The sequence below is a fragment of the Stutzerimonas balearica DSM 6083 genome, from assembly GCF_000818015.1.
Lineage (GTDB): Bacteria > Pseudomonadota > Gammaproteobacteria > Pseudomonadales > Pseudomonadaceae > Stutzerimonas > Stutzerimonas balearica.
This window is the reverse complement of record NZ_CP007511.1, coordinates 1727494-1742555: the sequence shown is the minus strand read 5'-3', so window position 1 is coordinate 1742555 and position 15062 is coordinate 1727494. Positions and strand designations below refer to the sequence as shown.

13 protein-coding genes are annotated in these 15062 nt (G+C 63.4%); 10 read left to right on the top strand and 3 right to left on the bottom strand.

The features are described from left to right. Positions 1 to 13: 13 nt before the first annotated feature. Positions 14 to 262: a sulfurtransferase TusA gene (tusA, locus tag CL52_RS08045; protein WP_041105295.1), complete on the bottom strand. Its 249-nt coding sequence runs from the start codon at positions 260 to 262 to the stop codon at positions 14 to 16. Between the two features lie 62 nt (positions 263 to 324). Further along, positions 325 to 1374 (bottom strand): 23S rRNA (cytidine(2498)-2'-O)-methyltransferase RlmM, encoded by a 1050-nt coding sequence (gene rlmM, locus CL52_RS08040; protein ID WP_043219690.1) that lies wholly within the window; start codon positions 1372 to 1374, stop codon positions 325 to 327. Positions 1375 to 1546: 172 nt separating this feature from the next. Here rlmM and acnA point away from each other — a divergent pair, with 172 nt between their 5' ends. Next, on the top strand, positions 1547 to 4222 hold the full coding sequence (gene acnA, locus CL52_RS08035; RefSeq protein ID WP_043219687.1) for an aconitate hydratase AcnA: 2676 nt from the start codon (positions 1547 to 1549) through the stop codon (positions 4220 to 4222). 352 nt (positions 4223 to 4574) lie between these two features. Continuing rightward, the gene (locus CL52_RS08030) at positions 4575 to 6143 is read left to right on the top strand and encodes a methyl-accepting chemotaxis protein (protein ID WP_041105291.1); all 1569 of its coding nucleotides are present in this window, start codon (positions 4575 to 4577) and stop codon (positions 6141 to 6143) included. Positions 6144 to 6158: 15 nt separating this feature from the next. Here the strand turns inward: CL52_RS08030 and CL52_RS08025 are convergent, their stop codons facing one another. Further along, positions 6159 to 6860: an alpha/beta family hydrolase gene (locus tag CL52_RS08025; protein ID WP_043219683.1), complete on the bottom strand. Its 702-nt coding sequence runs from the start codon at positions 6858 to 6860 to the stop codon at positions 6159 to 6161. 61 nt (positions 6861 to 6921) lie between these two features. Here CL52_RS08025 and ccoN (CL52_RS08020) point away from each other — a divergent pair, with 61 nt between their 5' ends. The 8 genes from ccoN (CL52_RS08020) to ccoG all read left to right on the top strand — a co-directional run bounded on the left by ccoN (CL52_RS08020) (position 6922) and on the right by ccoG (position 15052). Beyond that, entirely contained in the window at positions 6922 to 8346 is a 1425-nt protein-coding gene (ccoN, locus tag CL52_RS08020) for a cytochrome-c oxidase, cbb3-type subunit I (RefSeq protein WP_014820504.1), read from the top strand. Between the two features lie 13 nt (positions 8347 to 8359). Then, on the top strand, positions 8360 to 8971 hold the full coding sequence (ccoO, locus tag CL52_RS08015) for a cytochrome-c oxidase, cbb3-type subunit II (protein ID WP_014820505.1): 612 nt from the start codon (positions 8360 to 8362) through the stop codon (positions 8969 to 8971). Between the two features lie 83 nt (positions 8972 to 9054). Then, positions 9055 to 9987: a cytochrome-c oxidase, cbb3-type subunit III gene (gene ccoP, locus CL52_RS08010; protein ID WP_041105287.1), complete on the top strand. Its 933-nt coding sequence runs from the start codon at positions 9055 to 9057 to the stop codon at positions 9985 to 9987. A 354-nt stretch (positions 9988 to 10341) separates the two neighbouring features. After that, on the top strand, positions 10342 to 11769 hold the full coding sequence (ccoN, locus tag CL52_RS08005; protein ID WP_041105286.1) for a cytochrome-c oxidase, cbb3-type subunit I: 1428 nt from the start codon (positions 10342 to 10344) through the stop codon (positions 11767 to 11769). Positions 11770 to 11781: 12 nt separating this feature from the next. Then, positions 11782 to 12393 carry a cytochrome-c oxidase, cbb3-type subunit II gene (gene ccoO / locus CL52_RS08000; protein ID WP_041105284.1) on the top strand — a complete coding sequence of 204 codons (612 nt, stop codon included), beginning with the start codon at positions 11782 to 11784 and terminating at the stop codon, positions 12391 to 12393. A 6-nt stretch (positions 12394 to 12399) separates the two neighbouring features. Then, a complete protein-coding gene (locus CL52_RS07995; RefSeq protein WP_041105282.1) occupies positions 12400 to 12582 on the top strand; it encodes a CcoQ/FixQ family Cbb3-type cytochrome c oxidase assembly chaperone in 183 nt (60 codons plus the stop codon). Beyond that, positions 12583 to 13500 (top strand): cytochrome-c oxidase, cbb3-type subunit III, encoded by a 918-nt coding sequence (gene ccoP / locus CL52_RS07990; protein WP_041105280.1) that lies wholly within the window; start codon positions 12583 to 12585, stop codon positions 13498 to 13500. 139 nt (positions 13501 to 13639) lie between these two features. Continuing rightward, positions 13640 to 15052 carry a cytochrome c oxidase accessory protein CcoG gene (ccoG, locus tag CL52_RS07985; RefSeq protein WP_041105278.1) on the top strand — a complete coding sequence of 471 codons (1413 nt, stop codon included), beginning with the start codon at positions 13640 to 13642 and terminating at the stop codon, positions 15050 to 15052. The last annotated feature ends 10 nt before the right edge of the window (positions 15053 to 15062 follow it).

Sequence of the window (15062 nt, the reverse complement as noted above, 5' to 3'; positions counted from 1 at the left end):
GCCGTCGGTCGACTCAGTCGAGCTTCTTGCGGATCCAGTACAGGTAGGTGCCGGCCTCTTCCTGGCGGTCGACCAGCTCGTGGCCGAGAAAGACGCAGAACTTGGGAATATCGCGTTGCGTGGACGGGTCGGTGGCGATCACCTTCAGCAACTCGCCACCGGCCAGGTCGCGCACCTTGTTGTGCAGCATCATCACCGGCTCCGGGCAGTTCAGGCCGGTGGCATCGAGCACCGCATCGACGGTCAGGTCAGTCTGGGTCATGTGAACTCCAAAAGATCAGGCGCGCATTGTCACGCAAGCCTTGGCCGAGGTCACCTGCCGCCTCACAACCGGCGCAGGTGACAGGTGACTTCTTCGCGGTCGTGATAGAGCTGCTTGCAACCGATGCTGGCGCGCACGCCACGTTCGGCAAGCCCGTCGCGGATGCGTTCCAGCAAGCGACGCACCTCGGCGTAGCGTTGCTTCATCGGCAGTTTCAGGTTGACCACCGCTTCGCGGCACAGGCCCTCGCCGATCCAGGTTTCCAGCAGCGCCGCATTGCGTGCCGGCTTCTCGACGATGTCGCAGACCATCCAGTCGACCGGCTTGCGCGGGCGAAAGGCGAAGCCGTCGGCGCGGAAATGATCGACCAGGCCGGAGTCCATCAGTTCGGCGTTCATCGGCCCGTTGTCCACCGCGCTGACGCGCATGTGGCGGTTGACCAGCTGCCAGGTCCAGCCGCCGGGCGCCGCGCCCAGATCGACTGCGGTCATTCCCGGCGCCAGGCGGGCGTCCCACTGGTCGCGCGGAATGAAATGGTGCCACGCCTCCTCGAGTTTGAGCGTCGAGCGGCTAGGCGCCTGGCGCGGGAACTTCAGCCGCGGTATGCCCATCGGCCAGAGCGCGCTGTTGCCAATCTCGGCCACGCCGGCAAACACCTCGCGCCCGCTCTTGAACGTCAGCAGCAGGCGCGGCCCGCCGCTCTTGTCCACCAGGCGACCAGCCTTGAGCAGCGCCTTGCGCAACGGCCCCTCGAACTTGCGGCAAAAGGTCGAGAGCTCCTTGCCGTCATTGGTATCGGTGACCTCCAGCCACAGGTCGCTGCACACCGGATAGCCGGCCAGTTGCTCGAGCAGGACCGAGATGCGATCGGTTTCCGGCAACTGCACAAAGGCGCCGCGCGCCCACTGACGGGGGAAGATCAACTCGCGAAAGCGAGTCCCGTGCATCAGGCGCTCGGCATCGGCTGCATCGTTGCAGACGAACTCGGCGTAGGCGCTGTCCGGCTTGGCGCGGGCGTAGCCGGGCACATCGAGCCGGGCAGCCTGTTCGCTGAGCTCGGCACAGGCCTCGCCCTCGAAGCCCGGACGGCAGTGCAACAGCAGTGAATTCATGGGTCGATCCTGTTCGGGCAGCCGCTGGGGGCGGCCATGATAGCGGAACCGCCGGCGCCCCGGCCCTGTCCAGTGAGGTAGCGAAACACCCTGGCCAGAGCTAGGGTCAAACAGGTTCTGGCCTATTCATTCTGTCAATGTCCCGCTAGGCGGGCCCACAAGGAGATGCGCGATGCCGTCCCTGGACAGCCTCAATTGCCGGCGAAGCCTCGAGGTAGCCGGCAAGACCTACCACTATTACAGCCTGCCCGATGCGGCGACTCACCTGGGCGACATCAGCCGCCTGCCCACCTCGCTCAAGGTGCTGTTGGAAAACCTGTTGCGCTGGGAAGACGGCGTGACAGTACGAGGCGAGGACTTCGACGCGCTGGCGCAATGGCTGCAGACCCGCAGCAGCGAGCGTGAAATCCAGTACCGCCCGGCCCGCGTGCTGATGCAGGACTTCACCGGCGTACCGGCGGTGGTCGACCTGGCCGCCATGCGCGATGCCGTGGCCCGCGCCGGGGGCGACCCGCAGAAGATCAATCCGCTGTCGCCGGTGGACCTGGTGATCGATCACTCGGTCATGGTCGATCGCTTCGGCAGCGACCAGGCGTTCCACGAGAACGTCGAGATCGAGATGCAGCGCAACGGCGAACGCTACGAGTTCCTGCGCTGGGGCCAGCAGGCCTTCGACAACTTCAGCGTGGTGCCGCCGGGCACCGGCATCTGCCATCAGGTCAACCTGGAATATCTCGGCCAGGTGGTCTGGACGCGCGAGGAAGATGGCGCCACCTATGCCTACCCCGACACGCTGGTCGGTACCGACTCGCATACCACCATGATCAATGGCCTCGGCGTGCTCGGCTGGGGCGTTGGCGGTATCGAAGCCGAAGCGGCGATGCTCGGCCAGCCGGTTTCCATGCTCATCCCGGAAGTCGTCGGCTTTCGCCTGACCGGCAAGCTGCGCGAAGGCGTGACGGCCACCGACCTGGTGCTCACGGTCACGCAGATGCTGCGCAAGCACGGGGTGGTCGGCAAGTTCGTCGAGTTCTACGGGCCGGGCCTCGACCACCTGCCGTTGGCTGACCGCGCCACCATCGGCAACATGGCGCCGGAGTACGGCGCGACCTGCGGCTTCTTCCCGGTCGACCAGGTGACCATCGACTATCTGCGTCTGACCGGGCGCAACGACGACCGCATCGCCCTGGTCGAAGCCTACTGCAAGGCGCAAGGAATCTGGCGCGACAGCCAGACGCCGGATCCAATCTTCACCGCCTCGCTCGAACTCGACCTCGACCAGGTCCAGCCATCGCTCGCCGGCCCCAAGCGTCCGCAGGACCGGGTCGACCTCAAGGAGATCGGCGCCGCCTTCGATCTGCTGCTGGAAACCGGCGGCAAGAAGCAGCAGGCCGACACTCCGGCGCCCGTTGCCGGCGAGGATTTTTCGCTGAAGCACGGCGCGGTGGTGATTGCCGCGATCACCTCCTGCACCAATACCTCCAACCCCAACGTGCTGATGGCTGCCGGGCTGCTGGCCAAAAAAGCGGTCGAGCGCGGCCTCAAGCGCCAGCCGTGGGTCAAGTCCTCACTGGCGCCGGGCTCGAAGGTCGTCACCGACTACCTCGAGCGTGCCGGCCTGACGCGCTACCTCGACCAACTCGGTTTCAACCTGGTCGGCTATGGCTGCACGACCTGCATCGGCAACTCGGGGCCGCTTCCAGATGCGATCGGCGAGGCGATCACCGACAACGACCTGATCGTTTCCTCGGTGCTGTCGGGCAACCGCAACTTCGAGGGGCGCGTGCATCCGTTGGTCAAGGCCAACTGGCTGGCTTCACCGCCGCTGGTCGTGGCTTTTGCGCTGGCCGGCACCACCCGCATCAACATGGATACCGACCCGCTGGGCTACGACGCGAGCAACCAGCCGGTCTACCTACGCGATATCTGGCCGAGCAGCGCCGAGGTGAGCCAGGCGGTCGGCATGATCGACGGCGAGATGTTCCGCAGCCGTTACGCCGATGTGTTCACCGGTGACGAGCACTGGCAACGCATCGCCGTCAGTGCCGGCGACACCTACCAGTGGAACGCCTCGTCCACCTACGTGCAGAACCCGCCCTTCTTCGAAGGAATTGGCGAGCCGCCGGCGCCGCCGCGGGATATCGACAATGCGCGAATCCTGGCGCTGTTTGGTGACTCGATCACTACCGACCATATTTCGCCGGCCGGCAACATCAAGGCCAGTTCGCCGGCGGGGCTGTACCTGCAGCAGCTGGGCGTCAAGCCGGAGGACTTCAACTCCTATGGTTCACGGCGCGGCAATCACGAAGTGATGATGCGCGGCACCTTCGCCAACATCCGCATCAAGAACGAGGTGCTCGGTGGCGAGGAAGGCGGCGAGACCCTGCACCAGCCGAGCGGCGAGCGGATGTCGATCTACGACGCGGCGATGCGCTATCAGCAGGAAAACGTGCCGCTGATAGTCATTGCCGGCAAGGAATACGGCACCGGCTCCAGTCGCGACTGGGCCGCCAAGGGCACCAACCTGCTTGGCGTCAAGGCGGTGATCGCCGAGAGCTTCGAGCGCATCCACCGCTCGAACCTGATTGGCATGGGGGTACTCGCGCTGCAGTTCGTCGGCGAGCAAAGCCGCAAGACGCTTGGCCTGAACGGACGCGAAATCTTGTCCATTCGCGGCCTGGGCGGGGAAATCAAGCCGCGCCAGTTGCTGACCGTGGACGTCGAGCGCGAGGACGGCTCGCGCAGCAGCTTCCAGGTGTTGTGCCGCATCGACACGCAGAACGAAGTCGAGTACTTCAAGGCCGGCGGCATCCTGCATTACGTCCTGCGCCAGCTGATCGGCAGCTGAGTTCGTCCAGCGCAAATAGAAACGCCGGAGCAATCCTTGCTCCGGCGTTTTTGCGTCCCTTCTCGATGCATCTCCCCCGGCACTCCGGCCACGGCCACCCTGCGGCGTCGATCAGTTCCCTTGAAACCTTCGGCGAATGGTTTTCTGCCGACTCGAGAGAGACCATAGGCCCTAAAAATGACAGGGATATTAAGCCCTTGCCCGCTGGTCGCCTATTCCGAAGCGAACTGATCTGATGGTCAGCTTCGGTTCAAGAAGGCGCTAACCGAGCCGACTAAACAACCGGACCTGCAAAAAGAACAAATAGGTAGCAGGTCGCACCACTTTCTTACCTGCCGGACGTGCCTCCTCGATGCGTAACAATCAGCCCGTAACCCAGCGCGAATACGCCTTCCCCGACCAGCAGCGCCTGATCTCCACGACCAACCTCAAAGGCCAGATCACTTACTGCAATGACATCTTCGCCGAGGTCAGCGGCTTCGATCGCGCGGAGCTGATCAACGCACCGCATAACATCATCCGCCATCCAGATGTCCCGCCAGCGGTGTTTGCGCACATGTGGGCAACGCTCAAGGACGGCCGACCCTGGATGGGCATCGTCAAGAACCGTCGCAAGAACGGCGACCATTACTGGGTCAATGCCTACGTCACGCCGGTTCTCGACGCGGCACGCAACGTTACCGGCTACGAGTCGGTGCGCACCCAGCCAACGCGCGAGCAGGTTGGCCGCGCCGAAGCTCTCTATGCCCGGCTCAACGCAGGCAAGCGCGGCATTCCGTTGATCGACCGCTGGGTGCCGCTGCTTCTCAACTGGCTGCCCTTCATACTGATCAGCCAGGTTGGCTTCGCCATTGGTGTCTGGCTCAACCACGGCCCGGGTTTCGCCGTCGCGGCGTTGCTATCGATTCCCCTGGGCCTGGCGGGCCTGCACTGGCAGCAGCGCGGGATGAAGCGCCTGCTCGGGCTGGCCCGGCAAACCACCAGCGATCCGCTGATCGCCCGTATGTACACCGACAGCAAGGGCGTCGAAGCCCAGCTGGAAATGGCCATGCTGAGCCAGCAGGCCCACCTCAAGACCTGCCTGACGCGCCTGCAGGACAGTGCCGTACAACTGCAGGGCCAGGCAGGACGCACCGACACGCTGGCCCAGAGCTGCTCCGATGGCCTGGCGCATCAACATCAGGAAACCGAGCAGGTCGCGACGGCGGTCAACCAGATGGCGGCCACCACCCAGGAGGTCGCCGGTAACGTGGCGCTGGCCGCCGAAGCCACCCAGCAGGCCACCGACCTGACGGTGCGCGGGCGCGACGTGACCGGCGAGACGCGCAAGGCGATCGAGCGGCTCTCTGCGGCTGTGGCGCGGACCGGCGAGGTAGTCAATCGACTCGCCCGTGACAGCGACGAGATCGGCAGCGTGGTCGATGTGATCAAGAGCATTGCCGACCAGACCAACCTGTTGGCCTTGAATGCGGCCATCGAGGCTGCGCGGGCGGGCGAGAGTGGCCGCGGCTTCGCCGTGGTCGCCGACGAGGTACGCCAACTGGCGCAGCGCACCGCCGAAGCCACCGGGCAGATTCACCAGCTCATCGAGAAGCTGCAGCAGCAGGCCAGGCACGCCGTCGAGGCGACCGAGAGCGGCCGCGTGGAAGCCGAGCGGGGGGTGGGCCAGGTGGTCGAAGCCGACCTGGCGCTGGCGGGCATCAGCGAGGCGATTGGCAATATCACCGAAATGGCCACGCAAATCGCGTCCGCCACCGAGGAGCAGAGCGCCGTGGCCGAAGAAATCAGTCGCAACGTGGGCACCATCGCCCAGCTGACTGACCGCACCTCGGGCGATGCACGCAGCCTCGCGCTGCTGAGCGAGGACCTGGCAGCTACCGCGCAGGCGCAGTATTCGCTGGTCGAGCGCTTCAATCGCTGAGCGGGCGAAAGCCTGTCAGACGCCGGGCGCCGGCAGCAGCCGGCTTAGCCAGGCCGAAATCGCATCGGCGGCGCTGTCCAGGTGCCCGCCATGGGTCAGCCCGGAACGTTTCAGCGGCTTGAGGTCATGATCGGCGGCCTCGAGCCACTGCAGCTCGATAGCCGATGACAACGCGTAGCGGGCAACGGTCTGCCGATCACCCAGCGCATCGCGCTCGCCCTGCACGATCAGTGTCGGGGTACGAAGAGTGCCCAGATGCGCCACCCGCGGCTTTTCCGGCTTGCCCGCGGCATAGAACGGATAACCGAGACAGACCAGCGCATCGGCCCCCAACTCGTCGGCCACCAGGCTCGCCATACGGCCGCCCATGGACTTCCCGCCGATCGCCAAAGCGCCTGTGGTTTGCTGTCGCACCCAGGCGTACATCGCCCGCCACTCCTCCTCTAGCCGGGCCGCCGGACTGGGCGGCCGTTTGCCTCCACTCAGCCTTCGCTCGGCCATGTACCGAAACTCGAAGCGACACACGGCAATGCCGCGCGCGGCAAGGCGCTCAGCGATTTCCGACATGAACGGGCTGTCCATCGGCGCGCCCGCTCCGTGCGCCAGCACGAGGGTCGCCCAGGCCCCGTCAGCCGGGCGATTCCAGCAGACGAAATGGCCATTGTCACAATGTGTGTATTGACCTTGGTCAATACCGGCGAATTGCCCTTTCCCCATGCTTGCCTCGCTTTCTTAGGAAAGAAAATCTGCTCATTTAGCCGTGGATGGAAGCCCATACATGAACACAGCAACCAGTACCGCCTATCACTACAAGGTGGTCCGCCAATTTGCCATCATGACGGTGGTGTGGGGAATCGTCGGGATGGGGCTCGGCGTTTTCATCGCAGCACAGTTGGCTTGGCCATTCTTGAACTTTGACCTGCCGTGGACGAGCTTCGGCCGCCTGCGACCTCTGCACACCAACGCGGTGATCTTTGCCTTTGGTGGCTGTGCACTGTTCGCGACGTCCTACTACTCGGTCCAGCGCACCTGCCAGACCACGCTCTTCGCGCCAAAACTGGCGGCCTTCACCTTCTGGGGCTGGCAGCTGGTCATCCTGCTCGCCGCGATCTCCCTGCCGCTGGGTTTCACCAGCTCCAAGGAATACGCCGAACTGGAGTGGCCGATCGACCTGCTGATCACGGTCGTCTGGGTTGCCTATGCAGTGGTGTTCTTCGGCACCCTGGCCACCCGCAAGGTCAAGCACATCTATGTGGGTAACTGGTTCTTCGGCGGCTTCATCCTGACCGTGGCGATCCTGCACATCGTCAACAACCTGGAGATTCCGGTCACGGCGATGAAGTCCTACTCGCTGTATGCCGGCGCCACCGATGCCATGGTCCAGTGGTGGTACGGCCACAACGCCGTAGGCTTCTTCCTGACCGCAGGCTTCCTCGGCATCATGTACTACTTCGTGCCGAAGCAGGCCGAGCGCCCGGTGTATTCCTATCGCCTGTCGATCGTGCACTTCTGGGCACTGATCACCGTGTACATCTGGGCCGGCCCGCACCACCTGCACTACACCGCGCTGCCGGACTGGGCGCAGAGCCTGGGCATGGTGATGTCGCTGATTCTGCTGGCTCCGAGCTGGGGCGGCATGATCAACGGGATGATGACCCTCTCCGGTGCTTGGCACAAACTGCGTAGCGACCCGATCCTGCGCTTCCTCGTCGTCTCCCTGGCGTTCTACGGCATGTCGACCTTCGAAGGTCCGATGATGGCGATCAAGACCGTCAACGCGCTCTCCCACTACACCGACTGGACCATCGGCCACGTACACGCCGGCGCCCTCGGTTGGGTGGCGATGGTCTCCATCGGCGCGCTGTACCACCTGATTCCGAAGGTCTTCGGGCGTCAGCAGATGCACAGCATCGGCCTGATCAACACCCACTTCTGGCTGGCCACCATCGGCACCGTGCTCTACATCGCCTCGATGTGGGTCAACGGTATCGCTCAAGGCCTGATGTGGCGTGCGATCAACGAGGACGGCACCCTGACCTACTCCTTCGTCGAAGCGCTGGAAGCCAGCCACCCCGGCTTCGTGGTGCGCATGATCGGCGGTGCGGTCTTCTTCACCGGCATGCTGGTGATGGCCTACAACACCTGGCGCACCGTGCGTGCGGCCAAGCCGGCGGAATATGACGCTGCCGCGCAGATCGCTTGAGGAGCCGAGGTAAATGAAACAGCACGAGAAACTTGAAAAGAACGTCGGCCTGCTGGCCCTGTTCATGATCCTCGCGGTGAGCATCGGCGGCCTGACCCAGATCGTTCCGCTGTTCTTCCAGGACGTGGTCAACGAACCGGTCGCCGGGATGAAGCCCTACACCGCGCTGCAACTGGAAGGCCGCGACATCTATATCCGCGAGGGCTGCGTCGGCTGCCATTCGCAGATGGTCCGTCCCTTCCGCGCCGAAACAGAGCGCTACGGCCACTACTCGGTTGCCGGTGAAAGCGTGTACGACCACCCGTTCCTGTGGGGCTCCAAGCGCACCGGTCCGGACCTGGCCCGCGTGGGCGGCCGCTACTCCGACGACTGGCACCGTGCGCACCTGTACAACCCGCGCAACGTCGTCCCCGAGTCGAAGATGCCTTCCTACCCCTGGCTGGTAGAGCACACCCTCGACGGTCAGGACACCGCCAAGAAGATGCAGGCGCTGCGCACGCTGGGCGTGCCCTACAGCGACGAAGACATCGCTGGTGCACGCGACGCCGTCAAGGGCAAGACCGAGATGGATGCCATGGTCGCCTACCTGCAGGTACTGGGTACGGCGCTGACCAACAAGCGCTGACACGGCTAATGAGCAAGGGGCTGCCCGCAGCCCCTGGGACCAATCAAGGGCAGCCGGGCGTTCGGGCTGCCCAGGAGTAGAACATGAGCAATTTCTGGAGTGGATACATCGCCCTGCTGACGCTGGGCAGCATCGTCGCTCTGTTCTGGCTGATCTTCGCCACCCGCAAGGGCGAACCGGCCGGCATGACGGACAAGACGATGGGGCATTCTTTCGATGGCATCGAGGAGTACGACAACCCGCTGCCGCGCTGGTGGTTCCTGCTGTTCATCGGCACGCTGTTCTTCGGCATCATCTACCTGATCCTGTACCCGGGCCTGGGGAACTGGAAGGGCGTACTGCCGGGCTATGAGGGTGGCTGGACGCAGGACAAGCAGTGGCAGCGCGAGATGGATGCGGCCGAGCAGAAGTACGGACCGATCTTCGCCAAGTACTCGGCGATGTCGATCGAGCAGGTGGCTCAGAACGACGAAGCGATGAAGATGGGCGCCCGTCTGTTCGCCAACTACTGCACCATCTGCCATGGCTCCGATGCCAAGGGCGCCATGGGCTTCCCGAACCTGACCGACAGCCACTGGCGCTGGGGCGGCGAGCCCGCCGCGATCAAGACCACCATTCTCAATGGCCGGATCGCTGCCATGCCGGGCTGGGGTCAGGTGATCGGTGAAGAAGGCGTGAAGAACGTCGCCGCCTACGTTCGCCAGGACCTGGCCGGCCTGAAGCTGCCGGAAGGCACCGTGGCCGACGTTGAAGCCGGCAAGGCGATCTTCGCCCAGAACTGCGTGGCCTGCCACGGCCAGAAGGGCGAAGGCATGGCGATGATGGGCGCACCGAACCTGACTGCACCGTCCGGCTGGATCTATGGCTCCGGGCTGGCACAGCTGCAGCAGACCATCCGTCATGGCCGCAACGGCCAGATGCCTGCCCAGGAGCAGTATCTGGGCAAGGACAAGGTCCACGTGCTGGCGGCGTACGTTTACAGCCTGTCGCACAAAGCGGAACCTGCATCCAACTAAAAAGTCCTAGAGGGCGGTACACTCGTACCGCCTCTCTGGCCTTGTCCACGGACATACTTCGGTCGCATGCGACGCTCTGTCGCACCAGTGGCGACCAACCGCCCTTCCCCCTCCCCCACTACAGTCCTAAGCTTTCGCAGCGGCTCGCCTGGTAGCGCACAGTTCAAGGCGAAGCTCGCCAAAGACAGGCACCGGCAGGGTGCCCGAACGCCCCCTCGATGCGTATGGAAAACGCTTGCAATCGGGGTTCTGGCGGGTCGAGACAGTCCTGGCGTCGTTTGCATTGCCCCCCTGCTTTCTCCATACTCGCCGCCGTTTTTGCCCTTCGAAATGCCATTAGCGTGGAAGCCTTGCATGAGCACAGCAATAAGTGAGACTGCTTATAACTATAAGGTGGTTCGCCAATTCGCCATCATGACGGTGGTATGGGGAATCGTGGGTATGGGTCTGGGTGTTTTCATCGCCGCACAACTGGTGTGGCCGGCACTCAACCTCGATCTACCGTGGACGAGCTTCGGCCGCCTGCGACCTCTGCACACCAACGCGGTGATCTTCGCCTTCGGCGGTAGCGCACTCTTCGCGACGTCCTATTACGTCGTGCAGCGCACCAGCCAGGCTCGCCTGTTCTCCGACTCTCTGGCTGCCTTTACCTTCTGGGGATGGCAGGCGGTGATCGTCCTGGCGGTCATCACGCTGCCGATGGGTTACACCAGTTCCAAGGAGTACGCCGAACTGGAGTGGCCGATCGATATCCTGCTGGCGATCGTCTGGGTTTCCTACGCGCTGGTGTTCTTCGGCACCATCATGAAGCGCAAGGCCAAGCACATCTATGTGGGCAACTGGTTCTTCGGCGCGTTCATCCTGGTCACGGCGATGCTGCACATCGTCAACAACCTGGAAATGCCGGCCGGCTGGTTCAAGTCGTACTCGATCTATTCCGGTGCGACCGATGCCATGGTCCAGTGGTGGTACGGCCACAACGCCGTGGGCTTCTTCCTGACCACCGGCTTCCTCGGCATGATGTACTACTTCGTGCCGAAGCAGGCCGAGCGCCCGGTGTATTCCTACCGCCTGTCGATCGTGCACTTCTGGGCACTGATCACCCTCTATATCTGGGCCGGCCCGCACCACCTGCACTACACCGCCCTGCCCGAGTGGGCGCAGAGCCTGGGTATGGTGATGTCGATCATCCTGCTGGCTCCGAGCTGGGGCGGCATGATCAACGGCATGATGACCCTGTCCGGCGCCTGGCATAAGCTGCGCACCGACCCGATCCTGCGCTTCCTGGTGGTCTCGCTGGCGTTCTACGGCATGTCCACCTTCGAAGGCCCGATGATGGCGATCAAGACCGTCAACGCGCTTTCCCACTACACCGACTGGACCATCGGCCACGTACACGCCGGCGCCCTCGGCTGGGTTGCGATGATCACCATCGGTTCGATGTATCACCTGATCCCGCGCGTCTTCGGCCGCGAGCAGATGCACAGCATCGGGCTGATCAACGCCCACTTCTGGCTGGCCACCATCGGCACCGTGCTCTACATCGCCTCGATGTGGGTCAACGGCATCACCCAGGGCCTGATGTGGCGTGCGATCAACGAAGACGGCACCCTGACCTACTCCTTCGTCGAAGCGCTGGAAGCCAGCCACCCGGGCTTCATCGTGCGTGCGCTCGGCGGCGCCTTCTTCCTCACCGGCATGCTGCTGATGGCTTACAACACCTGGCGCACCGTGCGTGCGGCCAAGCCGGCGCAATACGACGTCGCTGCGCAAATCGCTTGAGGAATTAGCTAGATGAAACAGCACGAGAAACTCGAGAAGAACATCGGCCTGCTGACGCTGTTCATGATCCTGGCGGTAAGCATTGGCGGTCTGACCCAGATCGTTCCGCTGTTCTTCCAGGACGTGGTCAACGAGCCGGTCGAGGGCATGAAGCCCTACACCGCGCTGCAACTGGAAGGCCGCGACATCTATATCCGCGAGGGCTGCGTCGGCTGCCATTCGCAGATGGTCCGCCCGTTCCGCGCCGAAACAGAGCGCTACGGCCACTACTCGGTTGCCGGTGAAAGCGTTTACGACCATCCGTTCCTGTGGGGCTCCAAGCGCACCGGTCCGGACCTGGCCCGCGTGGGCGGCCGCTACTCCGACGACTGGCACCGTGCGCACCTGTACAACCCGCGCAACGTGGTTCCCGAATCGAAGATGCCTTCCTACCCCTGGCTGGTGGAACACACCCTGGACGGCAAGTCCACTGCGACCAAGATGCAAGCGCTGCGCACGCTGGGCGTGCCCTACAGCGACGAAGACATCGCTGGTGCACGCGACGCCGTCAAGGGCAAGACCGAAATGGACGCCCTTGTCGCCTATCTCCAGGTGCTGGGCACTGCACTCACGAACAAACGGTAACGCGTTATGGATATCGGGACTCTCCGCGGCCTTGGCACTGCACTGGTATTCGTCGCCTTCATAGGCGTCGTGCTCTGGGCCTACAGCAGCAAACGCAAGAAGAGCTTTGACGAAGCCGCCAACCTGCCTTTCGCAGACGAGACCGACGCCAAGAAGCGTGACGAAGAAGCTTCCAGGAGTAAGAAATAAATGACGTCGTTTTGGAGTTGGTACATCACACTGCTGAGCCTGGGCACGATCGCCGCCCTGGTTTGGCTGTTGCTGGCGACCCGCAAGGGACAGCGCCAGGAAAGCACCGAAGAGACCGTCGGACACTCGTACGACGGAATCGAGGAGTACGACAACCCGCTGCCGCGCTGGTGGTTCATGCTGTTCGTCGCCACCGTCGTGTTCGCCCTCGGTTATCTGGCTCTTTACCCGGGCCTGGGCAACTGGAAAGGCGTGCTGCCGGGCTATGAAGGCGGCTGGACCCAGGTCAAGCAGTGGCAGAAGGAAGTGGACAAGGCCAACGAGCAATACGGCCCTCTGTACGCCAAGTTCGCCGCGATGCCGGTCGAGGACGTCGCCCAGGACGCACAGGCGCTGAAGATGGGTGGTCGCCTGTTCGCCTCCAACTGCTCGGTCTGCCACGGTTCCGATGCCAAGGGGGCTTACGGCTTCCCCAACCTGACCGACAACGACTGGCTGTACGGCGGTGAGCCCGAGACGATCAAGACCACCATCATGCACGGTCGCCAGGCCGCCATGCCGGCGTGGAAGGACGTGCTCGGCGAAGCGGGCATTCGCAACGTTGCCGGCTATGTGCGCAGCCTTTCCGGCCGCGATACCCCCGAGGGTGTCGAGGTAGACGTTGAGCAGGGTCAAAAACTCTTCGCCACCAATTGCGTAGCCTGTCATGGAGCGGATGGCAAGGGTAACCACGCCATGGGCGCACCCAACCTGACCGACAACGTATGGCTGTATGGTTCCAGCTTCGCGCAGATCCAGCAGACCCTGCGTTACGGCCGTAACGGTAAGATGCCCGCCCAGGAAGCCAACCTTGGCAACGACAAGGTGCACCTGCTGGCCGCTTATGTTTACAGCCTGTCCCAGCAGCCGGAGAAGTGATTCGGCGAGGTCAGGGGCGACGACCTGTCGCACCTGACCTTATACCTCCGGGCGTACCATGCGCAGCTGGAACAGCTAACGGATCCCGACCGGCATGCATCGGACGGGGCACCCCACACTCCGCCGTGGTACGCACTTGATGACTGAGCAGATTCCCGTTCGCGACGTAACCCCTCCGGCCAAGTCCGAGGCCTCCAACGACCTCTACGCGGCCCGCGAAAAGATCTATACCCGCGCCTTCAGCGGCGTGTTCCGCAACCTGCGACGCTTCGGCGGCGCACTGTTGTTTGTCCTCTACTTCGGTACCGTCTGGCTGAACTGGGATGGCCGACAGGCCGTCTGGTGGGACCTGCCAGAACGCAAATTCCATGTCTTCGGTGCGACCTTCTGGCCACAGGACTTCATGCTCCTGTCGTGGCTATTGATCATCTGCGCCTTCGGCCTGTTCTTCATCACGGTCTTCGCCGGCCGAGTCTGGTGTGGCTACACCTGCCCGCAGAGTGTGTTTACCTGGGTCTTCATGTGGGCCGAGAAGGTGACCGAGGGCGACCGCAACCAGCGCATGAAGCTGGACAAAGCCCCGATGACAGGCAACAAGTTCGCGCGCAAGGCAGCCAAACATGCCATCTGGCTGGTCGTCTCGCTGCTGACCGCCATTACCTTTGTCGGTTACTTCACGCCGATCCGCGAACTCGTACCTGATCTGCTCACGCTGCAGGTCGGCGGTTGGGCGCTGTTCTGGATCGGCTTCTTCACGCTGGCCACCTATGGCAACGCCGGCTATCTGCGTGAGCAGGTGTGCATCTACATGTGCCCCTATGCACGCTTCCAGAGCGTGATGTTCGACAAGGACACCCTCATCGTGTCCTACGATCCGCGGCGTGGCGAAAAGCGCGGCCCGCGCAAGAAGGACGCCGACTACAAGGCCATGGGCCTGGGCGACTGCATCGACTGCACCATGTGCGTACAGGTCTGCCCGACCGGCATCGACATTCGTGATGGCCTGCAGATCGAATGTATCGGGTGCGCGGCGTGCATCGACGCCTGCGACGCGATCATGGACAAGATGAACTACCCGCGCGGACTGATCAGCTATACCACCGAGCACAACCTGTCCGGGCAGAAGACCCATCTGCTGCGGCCGCGCCTGATCGGCTACGCTATCGCGCTGCTGGCGATGATGTCGCTGTTCAGCTTCGCCCTCTACAGCCGCCCGCTGGTCAAGCTGGATGTCCTCAAGGACCGCGTGCTGTACCGCGAAAACGAGATGGGCCAGATCGAGAACGTGTATACGCTCAAGGTCATGAACAAGGCGCAGAAGCCGCAGACCTTCGTGATCGAGGCTCGTGGCCTGGACGGCCTGACGTACTCGGGCCGCAGCGAAGTTCAGGCCGCCGCCGGCGAGCTGGTAACCGTTCCGGTCGAGCTGTCGATCGCTCCGGAGAAACTGCCGTCCAGCACCAATGAGATCTCCTTCCATGTCAAGTCGGCCGACGACCCCTCGGTCAACGATGACGCCGACAGCCGCTTCATCGGGCCGAGCATCCGCTAACAGGTTATAC

Excerpts from the sequence above, each read along its gene's own strand:
- CL52_RS07995 (WP_041105282.1), top strand. The coding sequence starts at position 12,400 with ATGGATATCGGGACTCTCCGCGGCCTTGGCACTGCACTGGTATTCGTC.
- tusA (WP_041105295.1), bottom strand. The coding sequence starts at position 262 with ATGACCCAGACTGACCTGACCGTCGATGCGGTGCTCGATGCCACCGGC.
- ccoN (WP_041105286.1), top strand. The coding sequence starts at position 10,342 with ATGAGCACAGCAATAAGTGAGACTGCTTATAACTATAAGGTGGTTCGC.
- ccoN (WP_014820504.1), top strand. The coding sequence starts at position 6,922 with ATGAACACAGCAACCAGTACCGCCTATCACTACAAGGTGGTCCGCCAA.
- CL52_RS08030 (WP_041105291.1), top strand. The coding sequence starts at position 4,575 with ATGCGTAACAATCAGCCCGTAACCCAGCGCGAATACGCCTTCCCCGAC.
- ccoG (WP_041105278.1), top strand. The coding sequence starts at position 13,640 with ATGACTGAGCAGATTCCCGTTCGCGACGTAACCCCTCCGGCCAAGTCC.
- ccoO (WP_041105284.1), top strand. The coding sequence starts at position 11,782 with ATGAAACAGCACGAGAAACTCGAGAAGAACATCGGCCTGCTGACGCTG.
- CL52_RS08025 (WP_043219683.1), bottom strand. The coding sequence starts at position 6,860 with ATGGGGAAAGGGCAATTCGCCGGTATTGACCAAGGTCAATACACACAT.
- ccoP (WP_041105287.1), top strand. The coding sequence starts at position 9,055 with ATGAGCAATTTCTGGAGTGGATACATCGCCCTGCTGACGCTGGGCAGC.
- ccoP (WP_041105280.1), top strand. The coding sequence starts at position 12,583 with ATGACGTCGTTTTGGAGTTGGTACATCACACTGCTGAGCCTGGGCACG.
- ccoO (WP_014820505.1), top strand. The coding sequence starts at position 8,360 with ATGAAACAGCACGAGAAACTTGAAAAGAACGTCGGCCTGCTGGCCCTG.
- rlmM (WP_043219690.1), bottom strand. The coding sequence starts at position 1,374 with ATGAATTCACTGCTGTTGCACTGCCGTCCGGGCTTCGAGGGCGAGGCC.
- acnA (WP_043219687.1), top strand. The coding sequence starts at position 1,547 with ATGCCGTCCCTGGACAGCCTCAATTGCCGGCGAAGCCTCGAGGTAGCC.